General features: G+C 36.5%; 20 protein-coding genes. 11 read left to right on the plus strand and 9 right to left on the minus strand.

All coding sequences use genetic code 11. From position 1 onward, the window contains the following. Window positions 1–4: 4 nt before the first annotated feature. The 8 genes from FW780_RS04630 to FW780_RS04665 all read left to right on the plus strand — a co-directional run bounded on the left by FW780_RS04630 (window position 5) and on the right by FW780_RS04665 (window position 8,617). On the plus strand, window positions 5–1,420 hold the full coding sequence (locus FW780_RS04630; protein ID WP_149832417.1) for a leucyl aminopeptidase family protein: 1,416 nt from the start codon (window positions 5–7) through the stop codon (window positions 1,418–1,420). Between the two features lie 141 nt (window positions 1,421–1,561). Further along, complete coding sequence (locus FW780_RS04635) at window positions 1,562–2,776, plus strand: ATP-grasp domain-containing protein (RefSeq protein WP_149832418.1); 1,215 nt, start codon at window positions 1,562–1,564, stop codon at window positions 2,774–2,776. A gap of 296 nt (window positions 2,777–3,072) precedes the next feature. Next, the gene (locus FW780_RS04640; RefSeq protein ID WP_149832419.1) at window positions 3,073–3,786 is read left to right on the plus strand and encodes an alpha/beta hydrolase-fold protein; all 714 of its coding nucleotides are present in this window, start codon (window positions 3,073–3,075) and stop codon (window positions 3,784–3,786) included. A gap of 44 nt (window positions 3,787–3,830) precedes the next feature. Then, on the plus strand, window positions 3,831–4,784 hold the full coding sequence (locus FW780_RS04645) for an ATP-grasp domain-containing protein (protein WP_149832420.1): 954 nt from the start codon (window positions 3,831–3,833) through the stop codon (window positions 4,782–4,784). Between the two features lie 29 nt (window positions 4,785–4,813). Then, on the plus strand, window positions 4,814–5,932 hold the full coding sequence (locus FW780_RS04650; RefSeq protein ID WP_149832421.1) for a carboxylate-amine ligase: 1,119 nt from the start codon (window positions 4,814–4,816) through the stop codon (window positions 5,930–5,932). Window positions 5,933–5,965: 33 nt separating this feature from the next. Continuing rightward, the gene (locus FW780_RS04655; protein ID WP_149832422.1) at window positions 5,966–6,799 is read left to right on the plus strand and encodes a type 1 glutamine amidotransferase; all 834 of its coding nucleotides are present in this window, start codon (window positions 5,966–5,968) and stop codon (window positions 6,797–6,799) included. Window positions 6,800–6,957: 158 nt separating this feature from the next. Beyond that, on the plus strand, window positions 6,958–8,136 hold the full coding sequence (locus FW780_RS04660) for a hypothetical protein (RefSeq protein ID WP_149832423.1): 1,179 nt from the start codon (window positions 6,958–6,960) through the stop codon (window positions 8,134–8,136). A gap of 22 nt (window positions 8,137–8,158) precedes the next feature. After that, on the plus strand, window positions 8,159–8,617 hold the full coding sequence (locus tag FW780_RS04665) for a hypothetical protein (RefSeq protein WP_149832424.1): 459 nt from the start codon (window positions 8,159–8,161) through the stop codon (window positions 8,615–8,617). A gap of 344 nt (window positions 8,618–8,961) precedes the next feature. Here FW780_RS04665 and cphA read toward each other — a convergent pair whose 3' ends face one another. Next, a complete protein-coding gene (cphA, locus tag FW780_RS04670) occupies window positions 8,962–11,592 on the minus strand; it encodes a cyanophycin synthetase (RefSeq protein WP_149832425.1) in 2,631 nt (876 codons plus the stop codon). Between the two features lie 201 nt (window positions 11,593–11,793). On the opposite strand from cphA, the gene FW780_RS04675 reads away from it, so the two are divergent. From FW780_RS04675 to FW780_RS04685, 3 genes are all read left to right on the plus strand, one after another. After that, a complete protein-coding gene (locus tag FW780_RS04675) occupies window positions 11,794–12,681 on the plus strand; it encodes a cyanophycinase (RefSeq protein ID WP_149833807.1) in 888 nt (295 codons plus the stop codon). A gap of 187 nt (window positions 12,682–12,868) precedes the next feature. Next, window positions 12,869–13,711: an isoaspartyl peptidase/L-asparaginase gene (locus FW780_RS04680; protein WP_149832426.1), complete on the plus strand. Its 843-nt coding sequence runs from the start codon at window positions 12,869–12,871 to the stop codon at window positions 13,709–13,711. Between the two features lie 99 nt (window positions 13,712–13,810). Further along, window positions 13,811–14,047 carry a YtxH domain-containing protein gene (locus FW780_RS04685; RefSeq protein WP_149832427.1) on the plus strand — a complete coding sequence of 79 codons (237 nt, stop codon included), beginning with the start codon at window positions 13,811–13,813 and terminating at the stop codon, window positions 14,045–14,047. Between the two features lie 94 nt (window positions 14,048–14,141). Here FW780_RS04685 and FW780_RS04690 read toward each other — a convergent pair whose 3' ends face one another. The 8 genes from FW780_RS04690 to FW780_RS04720 form a co-directional block, all read right to left on the minus strand. After that, window positions 14,142–14,933, minus strand: a complete 792-nt coding sequence (locus tag FW780_RS04690) for a class I SAM-dependent methyltransferase (protein WP_149832428.1) — start codon at window positions 14,931–14,933, stop codon at window positions 14,142–14,144. Between the two features lie 58 nt (window positions 14,934–14,991). Next, on the minus strand, window positions 14,992–15,528 hold the full coding sequence (locus tag FW780_RS04695; RefSeq protein WP_149833808.1) for a PH domain-containing protein: 537 nt from the start codon (window positions 15,526–15,528) through the stop codon (window positions 14,992–14,994). Between the two features lie 64 nt (window positions 15,529–15,592). Next, the gene (locus FW780_RS04700; protein ID WP_149832429.1) at window positions 15,593–16,240 is read right to left on the minus strand and encodes a GNAT family N-acetyltransferase; all 648 of its coding nucleotides are present in this window, start codon (window positions 16,238–16,240) and stop codon (window positions 15,593–15,595) included. Window positions 16,241–16,261: 21 nt separating this feature from the next. Further along, window positions 16,262–17,107 (minus strand): PH domain-containing protein, encoded by an 846-nt coding sequence (locus FW780_RS04705; protein ID WP_149833809.1) that lies wholly within the window; start codon window positions 17,105–17,107, stop codon window positions 16,262–16,264. 226 nt (window positions 17,108–17,333) lie between these two features. After that, window positions 17,334–18,683, minus strand: a complete 1,350-nt coding sequence (gene hisS, locus FW780_RS04710; RefSeq protein WP_149832430.1) for a histidine--tRNA ligase — start codon at window positions 18,681–18,683, stop codon at window positions 17,334–17,336. Between the two features lie 123 nt (window positions 18,684–18,806). After that, window positions 18,807–19,115, minus strand: coding sequence for an HRDC domain-containing protein (locus FW780_RS04715; protein WP_241676846.1), 309 nt, complete (start codon window positions 19,113–19,115; stop codon window positions 18,807–18,809). 9 nt (window positions 19,116–19,124) lie between these two features. After that, window positions 19,125–19,262 carry a hypothetical protein gene (locus tag FW780_RS22625; protein ID WP_241676847.1) on the minus strand — a complete coding sequence of 46 codons (138 nt, stop codon included), beginning with the start codon at window positions 19,260–19,262 and terminating at the stop codon, window positions 19,125–19,127. A gap of 15 nt (window positions 19,263–19,277) precedes the next feature. Then, complete coding sequence (locus tag FW780_RS04720; protein WP_105682085.1) at window positions 19,278–19,610, minus strand: single-stranded DNA-binding protein; 333 nt, start codon at window positions 19,608–19,610, stop codon at window positions 19,278–19,280. Between the last annotated feature and the right edge of the window lie 210 nt (window positions 19,611–19,820).

Here is a 19,820-nt window from a genome sequence, read left to right on the forward strand (position 1 = left end):
ATTTATGAAACTAATCAATAAAAAAAACAAAAATTACACTCAGGTTTTTCACTTATTTACAGAAGAGGAATGGACTAAAACGAGTAAAAATTTCAATAAAAATATTTCCACTTTTTTCACAGGAAAGAAGCATGAGGTTTTTGTCAATGCCCATGAAGAGGGAATTACCTATTTCATCGGGCTAGGGAAATCTACCTTACAAAATTTTGAAATCCAGCAGGTGGCAGCTAAGTTTTCACAGACTCAAAAAGAAAAGCTTCAGGCAGTTCCAACGTTAGCCCTGGCAGATTTTCTGAATGAAAAACAATTTGAAGAATTTGCAAAAGGACTATTGAGCGGCACCTACAACTACCCTTTTGAAAAGAAACATGCTTTCTGGAATGCAAAATTTGAATTGCATTTTGAAAATTTAAGCCAGAAAAAATTAGATCATATTAATCAGAAAGCGGAAGCTCTTATTAACGGACAAACCGCCTGCCAGGACTGGCTTAACAAACCTGCCAATCTTAAAAAACCGGATATATTAAGTGCATACCTTAAAAATCTATCCAAAAAATATGATTTAAAATACACTGCATTCAACAGGAAAAAATGTGAAGAACTTGGATTGGGTGCTTATCTTTCTGTCAATCAGGGAAGCGCTTATGATGCAGCTTTCACTATTTTAGAATATAAAACGACAGTTAAAAACGCCAAGACTTTCGGGCTGGTAGGAAAATGTATTTTGTTTGACACAGGAGGAATATCAATAAAAAGCTCTGCCAATCTTCATTATATGAAATCTGATATGGGCGGTGCTACAGCTGTTTTGGGTACTTTAATTTACGCTGCAGAAATGCAGCTTCCTGTGAACATTATTGCCGTTCTTCCTATTACAGATAACGCCATTTCAGAGAAGGCTCTGCTTCCAAGTGATGTGATTACAGCCTATAACGGAAAAACTATTGAAGTGCTTGATACTGATGCAGAAGGCAGATTGATTCTTGCAGACGGATTATCCTATCTTTCCAAAAACTACAAAACAGATTATCTTATTGACCTGGCTACTTTAACGGGAAGCTCAGTAAGAATGTTTGGAGATACCTGTGCAGCCATGTTCTCCAATAATGATGAATTGAAAAATATGTTGATTAAAACTGGAGATCAGACCAACCAGAGAGTATGGAATCTTCCTTTATGGGACGTCTGGAAAGATGATATACAGTCTGATGTGGCAGATATGAAAAACATCTCTCTGAAACCTATTGGAGATTGTATTATCGCCGCTAAATTCTTAGAGCAATTCATTGAAAATCATCCTAAATGGGCACATTTAGACATTGCCGGAGTAGCCTTTGGAACTGTAGGGTACGCCAAGGAAAAAGCAGCAACAGGTTTTGGAGTTCAACTCCTTGTGAACTTAATTGAAAATTATCACTAAAAATTAGTTTTTTACAAAAAAACTCTGTATAATTGATTAGTGAATTTTCAAAACTGCACGATATTGCATTTTCTGATATTAATCAAATAACAAATAAATGTTTTTATTTTTGAAAATTCACCAAATCTTAAAAAACATTATATGGAGAAGAAAACTATTGTATGTATTTCGTGCTATTACAAAGGCTACGATTTTATGGACGAGATGAAGAAACTCGGCAATAAAATCATCCTTGTAACCTCTGAAAACCTCAAAGAAAAAAACTGGCCCTGGCATGCTATTGATGAAACATTTTATATGCCAGAACTAAAGCCGTCCGTATGGAATCTGGAGCATCTGATTCAGGGATTTTCCCACCTGATGAAAACCAGAAAAGTAGATGCTGTAGTGGCTTTGGATGATTATGATGTAGAGAAAGCTGCACTCATCAGAGAAACGTTCCGTATTCCGGGAATGGGACAGACTACCCACCGGTATTTCAGGGATAAACTGGCAATGCGCCAAAAAGCAAAAGATTCCGGGATCAGTGTTCCTGAGTTTACAGCTGTATTCAATGACAATGAAGTGGATGAGTTTACAAATCGTGTTCCTGCACCATGGGTACTGAAACCCCGCTCAGAAGCTTCCGCTTCAGGAATAAAAAAAATAACCTCCAAAGAACAGCTTCTTGAAGCCTTGGAAACACTTGGAGAAGAACGTCACCTTTTCTTATTGGAAAGTTTTAAACCCGGAGACGTTTATCATGTAGACAGCCTTACTTTTAATAAAAAAATCGTATTCACTTCTGCCTCAAAATATCTTGCTCCACCTATGCAGGTTTCTCATGAAGGCGGTGTATTCCGGTCCAAAACTTTAGGAAGATATTCCGAAGAATTCACAGCACTGGAAGAAATTAATGCCAGAGTACTTTCTAATTTCGGATTGATCAACGGAGCAACCCACACAGAATTCATCCGTGGAAAAGAAGATGGCAAATGGTATTTTCTTGAAACATCATCAAGAGTTGGCGGTGCCCATATTCCGGACCTGGTTGAAGCCTCAAGCGGCATCAATATCTGGAGAGAATGGGCTAATATTGAAGACGCCCTTCTGAGAGGCAATGATTATAGTGTTTCTCCGCCCACAGGATATTATTCCGGGCTTATTGTTGCTCTGATTAAAGATAAAGAACCCAACTACAGCAGTTTTGAATGTGAAGAAGTTGTAAAATTTCTTCCGATAGATTATCATGTCGGGATTGTTTATAAATCCGGTGATGCTTCCGTTGTTCAGGAAAGACTGGATTCTGCAGCAGAAATGATTCATGCGGATATGCTGAATATTCTTCCACCAAAAAGCAACAAGCTCAGCTCATAAATTATGAAACCTGATATTCAAAATATTATTGAATTCATAATATACAATCTGCCAGAAAAATCTATTGTAAAACGTAATTTAGAGAACATCAGTTCCGAAAAGTAGCAAAGCAAAGCGTACTATCAATTTATTGATGCTACTCATGTCATCAAACTGGGCTTAAAATGAATTTTTAAAGAAAATACTATCCTGAAACACCCAAAATTAGGGACAATCGTACTGGATATTTTAGAAAAAAATCAGCTTGGAGGAATTGAATTTATTGAAATACAGTATTAAAATTAAACACAAAAAAAATGCCTCATATAGAACATACAGACTATTATTCAAATATATTGGGAACAAGTCTCAAGGTAGAAGTGACCGGGCATTACGGCCATCCTATCATTATGTTCCCTACTTCCCAGGGTCAATATACCCAGAATCATGATTTTCATCTCAATGGAAGTATCAACTGGTTTATAGAGCAGGGAAAAGTAAAACTTTACAATGTACAGACCATCGACAGCTGGAGTTTTTATGATGATAAAATATCTCCCCAGCAAAGAATAAGGAATTATGAACGATATGTACAGTTTCTGATTCAGGAATTCGTTCCCTATATTCAGAAACTTCATAAAACTCATCGCGTAGCAGTGGCCGGAGCAAGTTTCGGCGGATATCATGCTGCTAATTTTGCATTCAGATTTCCGGATGTGGTTTCTCATCTGTTCTGCCTTTCCGGAGCATTCAGTATAAGGAATTTCATGGATGGCTATTCTGATGAAATGGTATACTTCAACTGTCCGAGAGAATTTGTAAGAAATGATGAAGCCTGGAAATACAAACACATGCATATTGTACTCAGCACTTCTGACCAGGATATCTGCAAAGAGAAAAACGTTGAAATGGCTGAAATTTTAAGACTGAAAGGCATAGATTTCTGGTATGATGAAAGAAAATGGATAGGACACGACTGGCCTTTGTGGAGAATGGTCTTCCCTTCTTTTATAGGAACATTCTTCTCTTAAAAAAAGACAAATAGAAAAAAATATACATTTTAAAAACAAAAATTATGACAAAAAAAGTAGGAATTCTTTTCGGTATGGAAGACACCTTTCCCTGGGCATTTATAGACAAAGTGAATGAACTGGGAGGCGGAGAAATCATAGCTGAACCTGTTACCATTGATAAATTAGAGCAGGGGGCAGATTATGGTTATGCGGTAATCATCGACAGAATTTCGCAGGACGTTCCCTTCTACAGAGCTTACCTGAAAAATGCCGCATTGAATGGCACGTATGTAATCAACAATCCGTTTTGGTGGAGTGCTGATGAGAAATTTTTCAACAATGCCCTGATGTCTAAGCTTGGTATTCCACTTCCTAAGACGGTTCTGCTACCTTCGCACGAAAGGCCGGAAAATACTTCGGAAACCTCATTCAGAAATCTCAAATTTCCACACGACTGGGAATATATCTTTAATTATGTAGGATTCCCGGCCTACATGAAACCTCATGACGGAGGAGGCTGGAAAAGCGTTTACAGAGTAGAGAATCCGGATGATCTCTGGAACAAGTTAGGAGAAACAGAGCAACTGGTGATGATGGTTCAGGAAGAAATTGTCTTTGATGATTATTACCGAGTTTACTGCCTGGGCAGAAAGTATGTTCATATTATGCCATATGAGCCCAGAAATGCTCCTCATCTGAGATATGCCACTACCCATCAGACACAGGGTGAAGAGCTTGAAAAACTATTGAAAACCATTCATGATTATACCATTACCATGAATGAAGCGTTAGGATATGATTTCAATACAGTAGAATTTGCTGTAAGAGATGGTATTCCTTATGCAATTGACTTCTGCAACCCGGCTCCGGATGCGGACAGAAATTCTGTAGGAGAAGAAAATTTTGCATGGATTATAGAGCATTCTGCAAAACTGGCTATAGAAAAAGCTAAAGAATATGTTCCGGGGAAACCCAATATTGCTTGGGGAACCTTTGTGAAAAATTCCATAAAATAACATTGAAAAAAACAAAAAACACAAGAAAAATGCATCAGTTTACTATTGGAATTGAAGAAGAATATCAGATTATCGATGTGGAAAGCAGAGATCTGGTTTCTCACGTTTCAAAAATCATTGAAGGTGGCAAAGCTGTTTTAAGTGAAAACTTAAAGCACGAAATGCACGAATCCATGATTGAAATGGAAACAGGGATCTGTCAGAATATTCAGGAAGCCAAAGCAGAATTAACGAATTTAAGACGTCATCTTATCAATATCGCGCATGAACAAGGGCTTCGCGTATCCGGAGGAGGTACCCACCCTTTTTCGCACTGGTCTGACAATAATATCACTCAGGGAGAAAGATACATCAAAATCGTAGATGATATGGGAGATGTAGCCCGTGAAAACCTTATTTTCGGATTGCACGTTCACATTGGAATTCCTAACCGTGAAGAAGGTGTGAGAATTCAGAATGTGATGCGTTACTTTCTTCCTCACGTCTATGCCCTTTCTACCAATTCACCATTCTGGATCGGAAGATATACCGGGTTTAAATCTTACAGACAGGAAATCTTCGTGAAATTCCCGAGAACAGGGATTCCGAGTTATTTTAACTCCCTGGCAGAATTCGACAGTTATGTGGATCTTTTGGTGAAAACAGGAACCATCGACAATGCTAAGAAAATCTGGTGGGATTTACGCGTTCATCCGTTCTACCCTACCATTGAATTCAGAATCTGTGATATGCCGTTGAGGATTGATGAAACAGTGTGCCTTGCAGCCATCATGCAGTGTCTCGTTGCTAAAATCTATAAGCTTCACCAGCAAAATCTGAGCTTCAGAAGCTACAGAAGACTGCTGTTGAACGAAAATAAATGGCGCGCTTCCAAAAGTGGTATCGAAGCTCATTTAATTGATTTCGGAAAAGAAGAATCTGTTCCTTACCCACATTTATTGAAAGAACTCTTAGAGTTTATTGATGATGTAGTAGACGATTTGGGATGTCGTAACGAAGTAGAATATGCTTGGAAAATTCTGGAAAACGGAACTGGTGCAGACAGACAGCTTCAGATCTATAAAGAAACAGGAGATCTTACGAAAGTCGTTGATTATATGATCTCTGAAACGGAGTATGGCATAACACATGGTGAACCTGCTTCATAATATTTTTGGTAACTTTACAAAAAATATGATGTAATGAAAGATATTCGAATTGCTCTGCTGGATATGAACAACAACCATGTGAATCAAGGTTTTAGAAACATTAAAGAAATTTCTGAAACATTTCAGCAGAACTCTGAAGAAAATGTTGTTATCAAGACATTTGATGTGAGATTTAAGGATGAAATGCCTGAGATTGGAGACTTTGATATTTTCATTTCTTCGGGTGGTCCTGGAAACCCACATCGTGAAGGTCTTGCCTGGGAAGACAGATTTGCCCATTTTTTAGACTCCGTTTTTGAACATAATAAATACAGCGAGGATAAAAAGTACCTTTTCCTGATTTGTCATTCATTCCAGCTGGCGAGTATTCACTGGAACCTGGGAAATATCTGCAAAAGAAAGTCTTATTCCTTTGGAGTAATGCCTGTTCATAAAACAGATGAAGGTAAAGATGAATTTTTGTTCAAAAACCTTCAGGATCCTTTTTATGCAGTAGATTCCAGAGCTTACCAGTTCATTGAGCCGGATCATGACCGTTTTGAAGAACTTGGAATGACTGTTATGGCCATAGAAAAATTCCGCCCTCATATCAATCTGGAAAGAGCGGTAATGGCGGTTCGTTTTTCGGAGGAGATATTCGGAACACAGTTTCACCCTGAAGCCAATCCTGAATCTTTGATCGAAAATCTGAAAGATGAAAAAAACAGAGAAGCCATGATCGAAAACTTCGGAATGGAAAAATATCTTGAAACCATGGACAGAATAGATGATGAAGACAAAATCATCCTCACCAGAAATCAGATTCTTCCGAGATTCCTTCAGTTTGCAAAAAAAAACATTTTGAAAGAAGCTGAATCTTTAGTTTAAAAGATTAAATCAGTATAATCCATAAAAGTCACAAAAGATTTGGACATTTAGTCTAATAAGCAATTATAAAGGCTGATAAAAAACTTTTGTGTCTTTTGTGGTAAAAAACAAATCGGGCAGAAATGTTCGATTTTTTTAACATCACAAAGAAAAAAAATATGATTCCAAAATACAGAAAACAGTACAATCAGGAGTTTTCGGATGAAAAGTACAATCAATTAAAAAACATATTGGCAGAAAAAGGAGGCACAGCACCTACGTTCAGGGTTTCAGAAAGTCCTATTTTTTTGACTAAAGAATTTGAGAACAAACTGATAGATGCCAGTGAAAGTATTATCAGCCAGATCAAAGCAATGCCTGCAGAACTCCTTCAGAAAGCCATCCCTGATAACTGCAGAGTTCCCAATGATACAGATCAGCCTCATTTTTTCACGATAGATTTTGGTATCTGCAAAAGTGAAAACGGTGAAATAGAACCTCAACTCATAGAACTTCAGGCGTTTCCATCTTTATATGCTTTTCAGAAAGTATATGAAGAAACTTACTGTGAAGTCTACCCTTTTCTTTCGGAAATCAAAAATCCGATGCCTCATGAAACCTTTAAAAACTATTTAAAGGAACTCATTGTAGGAGATGAGAATCCTGAAAATGTAATCCTGCTTGAAATATTTCCAGAAAAACAGAAAACAGCTATTGATTTTACTTTAACAGAGAAATTATTAGGAATAAAAACCGTGTGTCTGACCAAAGTAAAAAAAGAGGGCAAAAAACTCTACTATGAAAACAATGGAAATCTGGTAGAAATTAAGAGAATTTACAACCGGGTCATATTTGATGAACTGGACAACATTCCGGATCTTATCACTGAATTTAACTTCCGTGAAGAGGTTGATGTCAAATGGATTACCCATCCAAACTGGTTCTTTAAAATTTCAAAGTTTCTTTTGCCTTTATTAAAACATCAGTTTGTTCCAAAGAGTTATTTTCTGCACGAATTTCCGGAAAATGAAACCCTTGAAGATTTTGTATTGAAGCCTTTATTTTCATTCGCAGGAAGTGGAGTCAATTTGAATCCTACAAAAGAAGTTACAGACTCTATTCAGGATAAAGAAAACTATATTCTACAGAGAAAAGTGTATTACGAACCTATTTTTGAAGATATTAATGGTGAATTTTCAAAAGCAGAAATTCGTTTGTTGTATATTTGGCGGGAAAATGACGAACGCCCTGTTTTATTGGAGAATTTAGGGAGAATGACCAAAGCAGCAATGGTAAATGTAGATTTCAATAAAAAGGATGCCATCTGGATTGGAAGTTCAAATGCATTTTTTGGATAGACAATTTATAAACTAATAATACATGGAAGAAAAGCCGACAGCTTTTGCAGAATTTGAGAACAACATTTTAACACGAAGAAGAAACCTGTTACCCATCTGGATTAAGATTTTCTTATGGATTTTTTTAATTGGTGGTGCAATATCTGCTATTTTACTGATAGCGGGTTCTCTGCTCACTCATTTCTCTTTATCTCTATATGGCATAAATGCTAATCATCCTTATTCAATGACAGGGCTTTTGATCGGCTTTCTGTTTTTGTTTAAAGGTATTGTTGCCTATGGACTTTGGTTTGAACAAAAATGGGCAGTACAAGCAGCAATAGTTGATGCCATCATAGGAATTGCTATCTGTCTCATTATGACGGCAATTATCCCATTTACCACTCCAACGATCAGCTTTACAATTAGATTAGAACTTATTCCATTGTATTTTTATCTTAAAAAAATGCAGAACATAAAGAATATCTGGGAAAGCTTATAAAAACAAAACCTCCGAAAAATCGGAGGTTTTGTTTTTTATTTATTCTAAATACTTAACTATTGAATACTGCTGCAAAATAAAAAATCCTCCCTATAGGAGGACATTAAAAAAACTTGACTTGTACTTTTTGCTTATACAAAAACTTTGTAAATATACGGATAGGCTGTAGCCATAGCTCTACGGGAAACCGTAATGCAATATCAGAAGTTTTTCTAACAAAATAAATTTTAATGAAAATGATCACTACCAATGGTTTCGGTCAGACAAATTTCATAATGGAAATAAAAATTGCAATACGTTTTATTATCCGTATTGCAATTTTAATAAGTTTTATAAAGATTTATTTACACGTTCTTATCATCTTCCAACAACTCTTTGGCCTGATATTCCTGCACCAGATCAATGGCATTGGAAATAACATCACTTAAAGCCGTGATAAATGTCCCTTCTTCTGCCATCCCTATGGCGTGTTTTAAGGCTTCAATTTCTTTAGGAATAATCTCGTAGCTTACATCTCTGCCAGCTGCATTAATACCATCAATGATTAACCCGTTGATTTCCTCTTCGGTTCTGCCGCGAAGGTGTTTTTCGTTTCGGATGATAATATAATCAAACATTCTTCCCGCAATTTTTCCACACTCTCTGATATCATTATCTCTTCTGTCTCCAACTCCGGAAATAATTCCGATTTTCTTTGTAGACTCAACATTTTTCAGATAGTCTTCAATGGCTTCATATCCGGATGGGTTATGAGCGAAATCAATCAGTACCTTAAAGTTTTTAAATTTAAAGACATTCAGTCTTCCCGGAGTAAGCTGGGCACTTGGAATAAATGTTCTCAAAGAATTTGAAATATCTTCAATTCCAAATCCATAAAGGTAACTTGCCAAACTGGCCGCCAATACGTTTTCAATCATGAATCTGGCTTTCCCTTCCATCGTAATCGGGAAATCTTTGGCTTTTCCTATTCTGATTTTCCAGTCTCCTTTTTTAATAGTAACAAATCCTTCTTCATACACACAGGTGATTTTTCCTTCTTTCGCAAATTTTACAATATGAGGATTATTTTCATCCATACTGAATATGGCCACATTAGAATCAAGATCACTCACGATCTTCATAGAGTATTGATTATCTGCATTCAGCACACTCCAGCCACTCTTTTTAACACTGTCCAGTACAACACGTTTTACTTTGGTAAGATCCTTCAGGCTGTGAATATCATTCATTCCCAAATGATCTTCCTCAATATTGGTCAAAACCCCAATATCACATTGTGAAAAGCCCAGCCCGGAACGTAAAATTCCACCTCGGGCAGTTTCCAGTACTGCAAATTCTACCGTTGGATCCTTCAGTATAAATTCTGCTGAAAGCGGTCCTGTAGTATCTCCTTTGGACAACATGGTATTTTGAATGTAAATTCCGTCCGAAGTCGTGAATCCTACTCTGTAACCGTTACTTTTTACAATATGTGAAATAAGTCTTGTAGTGGTTGTTTTCCCGTTAGTTCCAGTTACGGCAATAATTGGAATGGTAAAAGGTTTCCCTTGCGGATAAAGCATATCTACCACCGGTGCAGCTACGTTTCTTGGAAGTCCCTCGCTTGGAGCCAGGTGCATTCTGAAACCCGGAGCCGCATTGACTTCAATAATAGCTCCGCCACTTTCTTTTAAAGGCTGAGTTAAGTTTTCCGCCATAACATCAATACCGCAGACATCTAATCCGATAATTTTGGAGATTCTTTCTGCCATCGTGATATTTTCCGGGTGTACCATATCTGTTACATCAATGGATGTTCCTCCGGTTGAAAGATTCGCCGTTGATTTTAGATAGACTACTTCTCCTCTTTGAGGAATAGTTTCCAGCGTATATTGAAGCTTTTCAAGAAGTTCCAGTGTATCTTTATCTACTTCAATCTCAGTAAGGACATTTTCATGGCCATAGCCTCTTCTTGGATCTTTGTTTTCTTTCTCAATAAGCTGCTGAAGATTCAGTTCACCGTCCCCTACAACATGGGCAGGAACTCTTCTTGCCGCAGCCACCATCTTATTATTAATCACCAATATACGGAAGTCGTACCCTGTAATATATTTTTCAACAATTACTTTTCTGGAATATTTTTGGGCATGTTCAAGACCTATTTTAGCAGATTCCCATTCGTTGACATTAATGGAAGAACCTTTTCCGTGATTTCCATCCAAAGGTTTCAACACAATTGGATAGCCAATTTTTCTGATCACAGCATTTAAGCCTTCTTCATCTACAACCAAATCGCCAATTGGCACTGGAATCGCTGCATCATGAAGCATTCTTTTGGTTAATTCTTTATTGCAGGCGATATCAACGGCAATAGAACTCGTTTTCCCCGTAATGGTAGCCTGAAATCTTTGCTGATTTACTCCATAACCCAACTGTACCAGAGAATTGGTTCCCAATCTGATCCAGGGAATTCTTCTGGAAGCGGCTTCTTCTACAATACTTCCTGTAGAAGGCCCAAGACGGACACGTTCTCTGATTTCTTTTAATCTATGAATACAGGCGTTTAAATCATAGTCCTTCCCTTCTATCAAGGCTTCTGCAATCTTAGTAGCTTCTTCAGCAGCGTAGATTCCTGCATTTTCTTCAATATAATTAAAAACCACATTATACACTCCTGGAGTTTTTGTCTCCCGGGTTCTTCCAAAGCCCACATCCATCCCCGCCAGGGTCTGTATTTCCAAAGCGATATGCTCAATAACATGCCCCATCCAGGTTCCGGTTTCCACTCTATGGAAAAAACCACCTTCCACTCCTTCCGAGCATCGATGGGTAATCAATGAGGGTATTAATTTTTCAATCCTTTCCCTGAATCCTTCGATTTTATTGGTAGGATAATTCTCCATTTCTTCTAAGTCTAACCTCATCTGTATCAGCTTCTTTCTTCTGATGCTCCAGATGTTTGGACCGCGTAGTGCCTGAATCTTTTCGATTTTCATAGTCTATTGGCATTTTAACAGTTAACAATAACTCCTTTCATAGCCAAAGATAATGTAAAACCCTAAACAAAACCATAGCAAATTTAAAGATTTGTTAAAAAAAAATTAATTTTAATTAACATTCCTAAAACATTAAAAATCAACGAAAGATGGCACGAAATTAGCCAATGAATGTGAATTATTTTTTAATTTTGTACAATGATGAAACCTGTTGGAAAATTAATAGTTATCGGAGGCGCTGTAAACAAAGGCAGTTTTGCTGAAACCGATTATGATCAGAATATCGAAAAGAATCTTAACTTTTTTGAACGAGGGATCTTAAGGAAGATCATCAATGAATCAAAACTCAAGGAAGATTCTGTTATTGAAATTGTAACAACCGCCTCTCAAATCCCTCAAATTGTAGGTTCTGAATATAAAAAGGCATTTGAATTTTTAGGTGCTAAAAATGTAAATGTTCTGGATATCCACAACCGTGAAGAAGCCAACTCTGATGCGATGGTGGCAAGAGCCAATGCTGCTGATGTCATGATGTTCACCGGAGGAGACCAGCTGAGGCTGACTTCTATTCTTGGAGGTACAAGATTCCATGATACAATTTTATTAAAATACCAAGAACAGGATTTTATTTATTCCGGAACTTCGGCGGGAGCTGCTGCTGCATCTGAGAATATGATCTATCAGGGAAGCAGTTCTGAAGCACTTTTAAAAGGAGAAATCAAAACTACTCAAGGATTAGGCTTGATTGATAATGTTATTATTGACACCCACTTTGTACAGCGTGGCAGAATCGGACGTCTTTTCCAGGCGGTAGTCAATAATCCGAGAACATTGGGAATTGGACTTGGAGAAGATACTGGACTTTTCATCCATAATGATGTGATGACAGCCGTAGGTTCAGGTCTTGTAATTCTGGTAGACGGAAGATTTATTAAAGATACCAATCTTACGAATATCAATCTTGGGGAACCTATTTCTATTGATAATTTAACGGTACATGTTATGTCTATGAATGATCATTATGATCTTACCACGAAGACATTAACGATTGAGAATTCTCAGTTTAATCCGATACCGCAGGATAAATAGTGCGGGTTGCGGGGTTTTGAGATTCGATTTTCAAAAGACAATAAACTCGAAATCCCGGAATATGAAACTCGTATTAATACAGGATATGAATAAATTTCTTATCTTTTCTTTCTATTTAATGACCCGGGCCTTGTAATAATTGACAGCAATAAACCCGAAGCCACGGAACACGAAACCCCTATCTATTATGAAAATCATTATCCACGGCGGATTTTTCTCAGAAAGCGACCAAAGCCATGAAGTAAAAACAGCAAAACAGAATTCTTTAAAAGAAATTGCTCAAAAAGCATTTGATTATCTTAAAACCCACTCGGCTTTTGATACTGTTGCTTATGCCGTTTCATTGCTGGAGGACGATCCGTTATACAATGCGGGAATCGGTTCTCAGATCCAGAGCGATGGCGTTATCCGTATGAGTGCTGCTATTATGAACGGAGAAACTCAAAAGCTAAGCGGAGTTATCAATATCCAGGATGTGAAGAATCCTATTTTTGTTGCTAAAGATCTTATTGGAGAAGACGATCGGGTTTTGGGAGGTCACGGTGCAAAAATCTATGCTACGGAACATGGTTTTGAGAATTTTTCTACAGAAATTCCTCAGAGAAGAAGTGAATATGAAGCTAAATTGGCCAACGGAGGCAAAGGAACAGTAGGTTGCGTAGCCATTGATCAGGATGGAAAGCTTGCCGTTGCTACGTCTACAGGAGGGAAAGGTTTTGAGATTCCTGGAAGGATTTCAGATTCTGCCACAGTGGCCGGAAATTATGCTAATGCCTTCTGTGCGGTAAGCTGTACTGGTGTGGGAGAAGATATTGTCAGCAATGCTACTGCCACAAAAATTGTAACAAGAGTTACAGATGGGATGAGCCTTCAGCAGGCTTTCAGCAAGACATTTGATGAACTTAAAACCATTGATGGATTTGCAGGAGCCATAGCTATTGACAAAGACGGAAACCTCTATCATCAGGATTCTTATCCTACTATGGTTTTTGCCAGTTTTGATGGTGAAAAATTTGAAGTCTTCTCTTAAATTTAACATTTTTTTATAAGTCAATTTATTTTTTTGGCACGTATTTTACATTATTAGTAATAACAAATTTTAATATTAATACATAAAAAAATAGAAATCATGGGAAACAAAGGAAAAGGTTTATTAGCTTTATTAGGTTTAGGTGCATTAGCTTATTGGAAATATAAGAATTCAAGCCCTGAAGATCAACAAGCAGTAAAAGATAAAATCAATACAGCAAAAGATAATCTTAACAAATGGGGAAATGACCTTAAAAACAAAGCCAATGATGTTGCTTCCCAGGTTCAGAATAAAGTGGACGAAGCTAAAACAAAGGCTGAAGATTCTTTGAACTAAACAAAAAGCAGTTTTTTTAACATTCATATATAGGAAAAGTCATCGTAATCAAGATTACGATGACTTTTTATTTTAGAAAAATTTCAATTAATATTTATTTTTTCCGGGCTGCCAAAGCAAAGACCAGCGGTATTTTATTTCCAAACTGTGGAATTCTCCATTTTCCTTTTTCAAATTCTTCTACATGTCTGAAACAAGGATATGGCGACCAGTCGAATTCCCGGAAAGTATCCAGCTTTAAATCTTTTTTAATCAGATTATCGAGAACTTCTGATAATGAATGATTCCACATTACATATTCCTGTACGATGGGTGCAGATTGATCTGCATAAGTTCCTTCATAGGTTTCTACGATCGGTTTTTCATTAAAATAGTTGTAAACCACTTTTGTAAAGTCATCATCAAACATCCAAACAACCGGGTGAAATTCTGCCATAATAAACTGTCCTCCGGGTTTCAAAAAATGGTTGATAATACCCGCCCATTTTTCAAGATCGGGAAGCCAGCCTATTGTGCCATAACTTGTATAAACGATATCAAATTTCTGATCCAGATTATTAGGCAGATCATAGACATCTGAACAGATAAATTCTGTATCCGTTCCGCATTTCTGAACAAGATCTCTGGCAGTATCAATAGCTTTATCAGAAAGATCAATCCCGGTAACTTTAGCCCCCATTCTTGACAGTGAAATAGAATCCTGCCCGAAATGGCACTGCAGGTGCAGAATACTTTTTCCTTTTATATCTCCAAGAAGCTCCAACTCTATTGTATTGAGCGAAGTTCTTCCGTTTAAAAATTCATCTATAAAGTAAAAATCCGACTTCAGATGTGGTTCTACTTTAGCATTCCATGAGTTTTTATTTATTTCTAAGTAATTTTCCATTGTTTTAGTTTAAAATAATGTTAGTTCTGCTTTTCATTAAAGCTTCTCAACAAATGGATCATAATTTGTCCATTAGTTTCTTCTTTTGATCCAAAAATTCTTCCTCACTTAGAACTCCGGATTCTTTTAATCTTCCTAATTGTTCGAGCTGGTCTAGAACAGTAGGTTCGGATTTACTTTGGAAGGATTCTTCAGGACGGGACATGAAGTCTCTTACCTTTTCACAAAACAGCTCTGCGTGATACTTTCCTACTCCATCTATTTCTACAATATCATCAGTTACCTGAATATCTATGGATGCCAGTAAGAATGCTGTTTCATATTGTATTGAACTTATTTTGCTGTAAGAGAAGTCTTCTACTTTCAACCCATACATGAATTCCTTATCCACAAAAATCAATCTTCTGTCCGTAGCTACTAAAATGATATGGTGATTGTTTATTTTATTTCTACCTTCAACGAGATAGACAATTTTTTCGTCTGCTGAAAGAATATCCGGCAACTCATGAATTTCTTTTCTGGCAAATATGGTAGGGCTGATATCCAGTTTCTTTAATTCCTCTCTTATTTCGTCAAGTCTTGATTTTTCACTCATAGTAACAGTTTATAAGCCTAAATTACTATTTCTTGGCGATTAAATATTTAATTTGGCTAAAATATTATGTTTCAGATGGGATTACTATAGAACTGTGCAGGCAATACATCTTCCAGCCTAATGTTTCATACAGGAGCTTTCCTTCTTCCGTTGCTACTAAAAGATTATTTGAAACCCCTTTGGATAAAGCAATCTTCTCAAGTTCTTTCAATAAAAATGAAGCAAGCCCTTTTCTCTGATGATTTTTTTCGGTAATAATCCTGTCATATATAGCTGCATCATTGATAAGAGAGACACGGCCTATAGAAGCCTGTTCACCATTCTCTGCTACAATTCTGACAACAAAAGTTGTGTTATACTCAGAAAATTCTAAGTGATATCCTTCTGCAAGACTGATTTCCGGAAAATTCATCGGGTGAAAACAGGTCATCATATATCCTTGGGACTGCAGTTTCCATCTTTCAGGGATCTTCCCTATAAATTCTTCAGGAGAAGTAGATACTTTGAGATAAATCCATGGCTCATCAATTGAATCTGCGAGTTGGAAAAAATCATTATTAAGGTGAGGAAATACAAAACGTTCTTTTTGTTTCTCATCTCCTACCATCACGTGGAATCCTGATTTATACTGAACAGGAAAAGATACTTCTCTTGATAAACACCACCCTTTAAGCCAGTTTTCTACGATTTCTGCCGATACTTTGTCCTTCATGATTTGGTATTAAAAGTTTTATTATAATTGCTCCAGCAGCTTCTTTTTCTGTTCTGCAAATTCTGCATCGGTTAAGATTCCGTTTTCTCTCAGTTTTCCTAATTTCTCAAGCTGATTAAAAATTTCTTCTGATGACACTGAAACACTTTTGCCTGCAGTATCAATTTGTTTCGGAGATTGCTCCTTAGGATTATTATAAGTGGCTTTTATAGTGTCATAGAACTTCTCAGCATCTTCCTTATCCATATAGCATTCAAACTCAACTACTCTTTCGTCCAAATGCAGTTTAATTATTGGTGATCTCGGATCTGTTACAAAGCTTACCGATTTTATGTTTTCATTAGGGTAATCGTTAATCTTTGCTGCGCCAAATATTCCTTTTGATACAGAAATCATTCTTTTTGGGGTTGCCACCAACACTCCAGCATCCAATGTATTAACAAACTGAGCATCTGTAATCGCAATTATTTGCTCTTCCTCGGAAATCAGATAAGGAAGTTCCTTGATTTCTCCTTTAGTAAACATGGAAAGGTTGGCATTCAGTTTTTCCAGTTCAAATTTTATTTTACGTTGTCTCCGTTTATAAACTTCTTTTGAAATTTGGCTTGAATCAGAATCTACCGTTGCAGGAAGAATTTGGTTTACCACTGCTGCTGGCGAAACGGTTTCCGTCTTCTCTGTTTTCAGCATTTTATTAATATCTTCAATACTGAATTTATTGAGATTGTACAGCAATTCTTCATTGATATTGCTCGTTTCATTCAGGCATTTATTGCATAAAACATTGCCATCTGAAAGCTTATTAGCCCCCAAAAGTGTATCCATAGAGGTTAATTCTGTTTTACACAATGCACAAATAGTGTTCATCCGGTTTTATGTTTAAAAGTTTTTTAATGAATTCAGAACATAATTTTTGCTCTGCTTGTATACATCAACCCAAATTACAAATTCTGAGTTGATTTTAAGGATCAAAAATATTTAAATCTTAACATCAATCAAAAAAAATCAACCACAAAAAGTTTTTATGGTTGATTTTTTCTTTTACCTATCCCAAAGCTTAATAATAATCTATGGGGTAGTTTTGGCAATACTGTTATCCTAAGAATTCTTCTAAAGAAACGGTTTTCTTTTCTCCAGCTTCAAGATCTTTATAAGTAACGGTGTTATTTTTAATTTCTTCTTCACCCAGGAAAACCATATTTTTTATCCCTTTCTTTTCTGCGTAAGTAAACTGCTTATTAATTTTTGCATTTTCAGGGTATAATTCTGCTGAAATTCCTTTTGCTCTTAACTGCATAATCAGTTTTAAGGCTTCTATTGTTTCTTCACCTCCAGAATTAGCAAACAAATACTCGATTTTGGATGAGGCTTCTTCAGGGAAAAGATTCAATTCTTCCATGACAAGATAAATTCTGTCTAACCCGAATGAAATCCCTATTCCCGGAATATTTTTAACTCCAAAAACTTCTGTAAGGTTATCATATCTGCCTCCACCGCCGATGGATCCCATAGCAACCTCATCTGCTTTCACTTCAAAGATAGCACCTGTATAATAATCCAGTCCTCTTGCCAGTGTAATATTGAATACAAGATTTTGAATATCAACACCAAGGCTTAGAGACTGTGTAAGAACATATTCAAGCTCTTCTACACCTTTCAAACCAATTTCATTTCCTTCAAATTTTTCCTTCAGCTGAAGAAGGTTTTCCAGTGCATCGTCAGACTGACTGAAAAGGAAATCCAGCTTATCAATAGATTCCTGAGAAATTTCTCTTTCCAGTAATTCTTTTACAACGCCTTCTTTACCGATTTTATCCAGTTTATCTAATGCTACCGTAAAGTCAATCAGTTTATCTGTGATTCCTGCATATTCTGCCAATCCGGAAAGGATCTTTCTGTTGTTCATATGAATGGTTACAGGAACTTTCAGATCAGCAAATGATTTTAGATACAGCTGAACCAATTCTACTTCCTGTAATAAGCTTTCACTTCCTACAACATCTGCATCGCATTGATAAAATTCTCTGTATCTTCCTTTCTGAGGTCTGTCTGCTCTCCAAACCGGCTGGATCTGAGAACGTTTGAACGGAAACGTCAATTTCCCATGATTCATAGCCACAAATCTTGCAAAAGGTACAGTAAGGTCATAACGAAGAGCTTTTTCTGAAATTTGAGAAACAAGTTTCTGATGGTTTTTATTATCCCAGTCTTCTTGATTGACTTCAGAAGTATAATCTCCCGAATTTAAAATCTTAAAGATCAAACGGTCACCTTCTTCTCCGTATTTCCCTGTCAATGTAGAAAGATTTTCAAAGCTTGGAGTTTCCAATGGCTGAAAACCGAATAATTCAAAATTATTCTGTAAAATATTAATGATATATTTTCTTCTGGAAACTTCCTGTGCCGTAAAATCTCTCGTCCCTTTTGCTAAACTTGGCTTCATTTTTTGTATGTCATTTTGATAAATGCAAAAGTACGGAATTGCATGGACTTTACACAGCATAAAAAGCTGAAGAAACAATCTTCCCCAGCTTTTTGCTGTTGTGTTATCAATTATTCTGAAAAATCAGACACTTCCAAGAATTTCAAGGATCTCTTCACCATAATTTTCAATCTTATGCTTTCCAAACCCTTTGATCTCCAGCAATTCTTCTTTTCTGGCAGGCTTATACTTGGCTACAGAGATTAATTCTTTATTGCTGGCGATGAAATACGTGGGAAGATTCTGTTCCTGGGCTTTTTCTGACCGCCAAAGCTTCAACGCATCCAGTATTTTTTCTTCATCTGTATTCAGGAAATCATTCTCTGCGGAATATTTAACTCCTTTTGGTTCTTTTACTGTACTCTTTGTTAGCTTTAACTCTTCAAAATACAATATTACAGATCAATACCGTTCATCATTTACAAAAGCTGTTTCTACTTTCATAATCTCATGGGCTTCCAGGAAATCATCCAGCATTTTCTGATCTTTGTACAGAAATTCTTCCGGAAGTCTTATTTTAAAAACTTTTACTTTCATCATTTGTGTTTTTTAGCATTATTTACCTCCTAATAATAGGATCTCATCTACACGAATTTCTGTGACATACCGCTTCACCCCGTCTTTGTCATCATATGATCTATAGGTAAGCTTACCTTCTATAGCAATTTCTTTTCCTTTGGGAACATATTTCTCAAAGATTTCTGCTGTTTTCCCAAAAGCAATAAGATTGTGCCATTGTGTTTCTTCTACTTTTTCTCCTTTGGCATTCGTGTAATGATCACTGGTTGCTAAGGATACACTTGCTTTTACATTTCCGTTATCGAAGTTTACCATTTCAACTTCTTTTCCTGTGTAACCAATTAATGTTACTTTGTTTCTTAGTGACATAACTTTTAGATTTTAAAGATTAATGATTCAGATAAGAGACGTTCACTGTTTTCTCAAATCTCTGTTGCAAAGATTGCGATCTTATCAATTCTCAGTCGGTTATAAACTATTTAAATCCGTTTGTAGTCGTTTACAAATGGATAGCAGAATAAATAGAATCCTGTAAAAAGAACTATTTATTAAGTTTAAAAAGCCGTAACCATCGCTTTT

The sequence above is a fragment of the Chryseobacterium sediminis genome (assembly GCF_008386505.1).
In the GTDB taxonomy this organism is placed as follows: Bacteria; Bacteroidota; Bacteroidia; order Flavobacteriales; family Weeksellaceae; genus Chryseobacterium; species Chryseobacterium sediminis.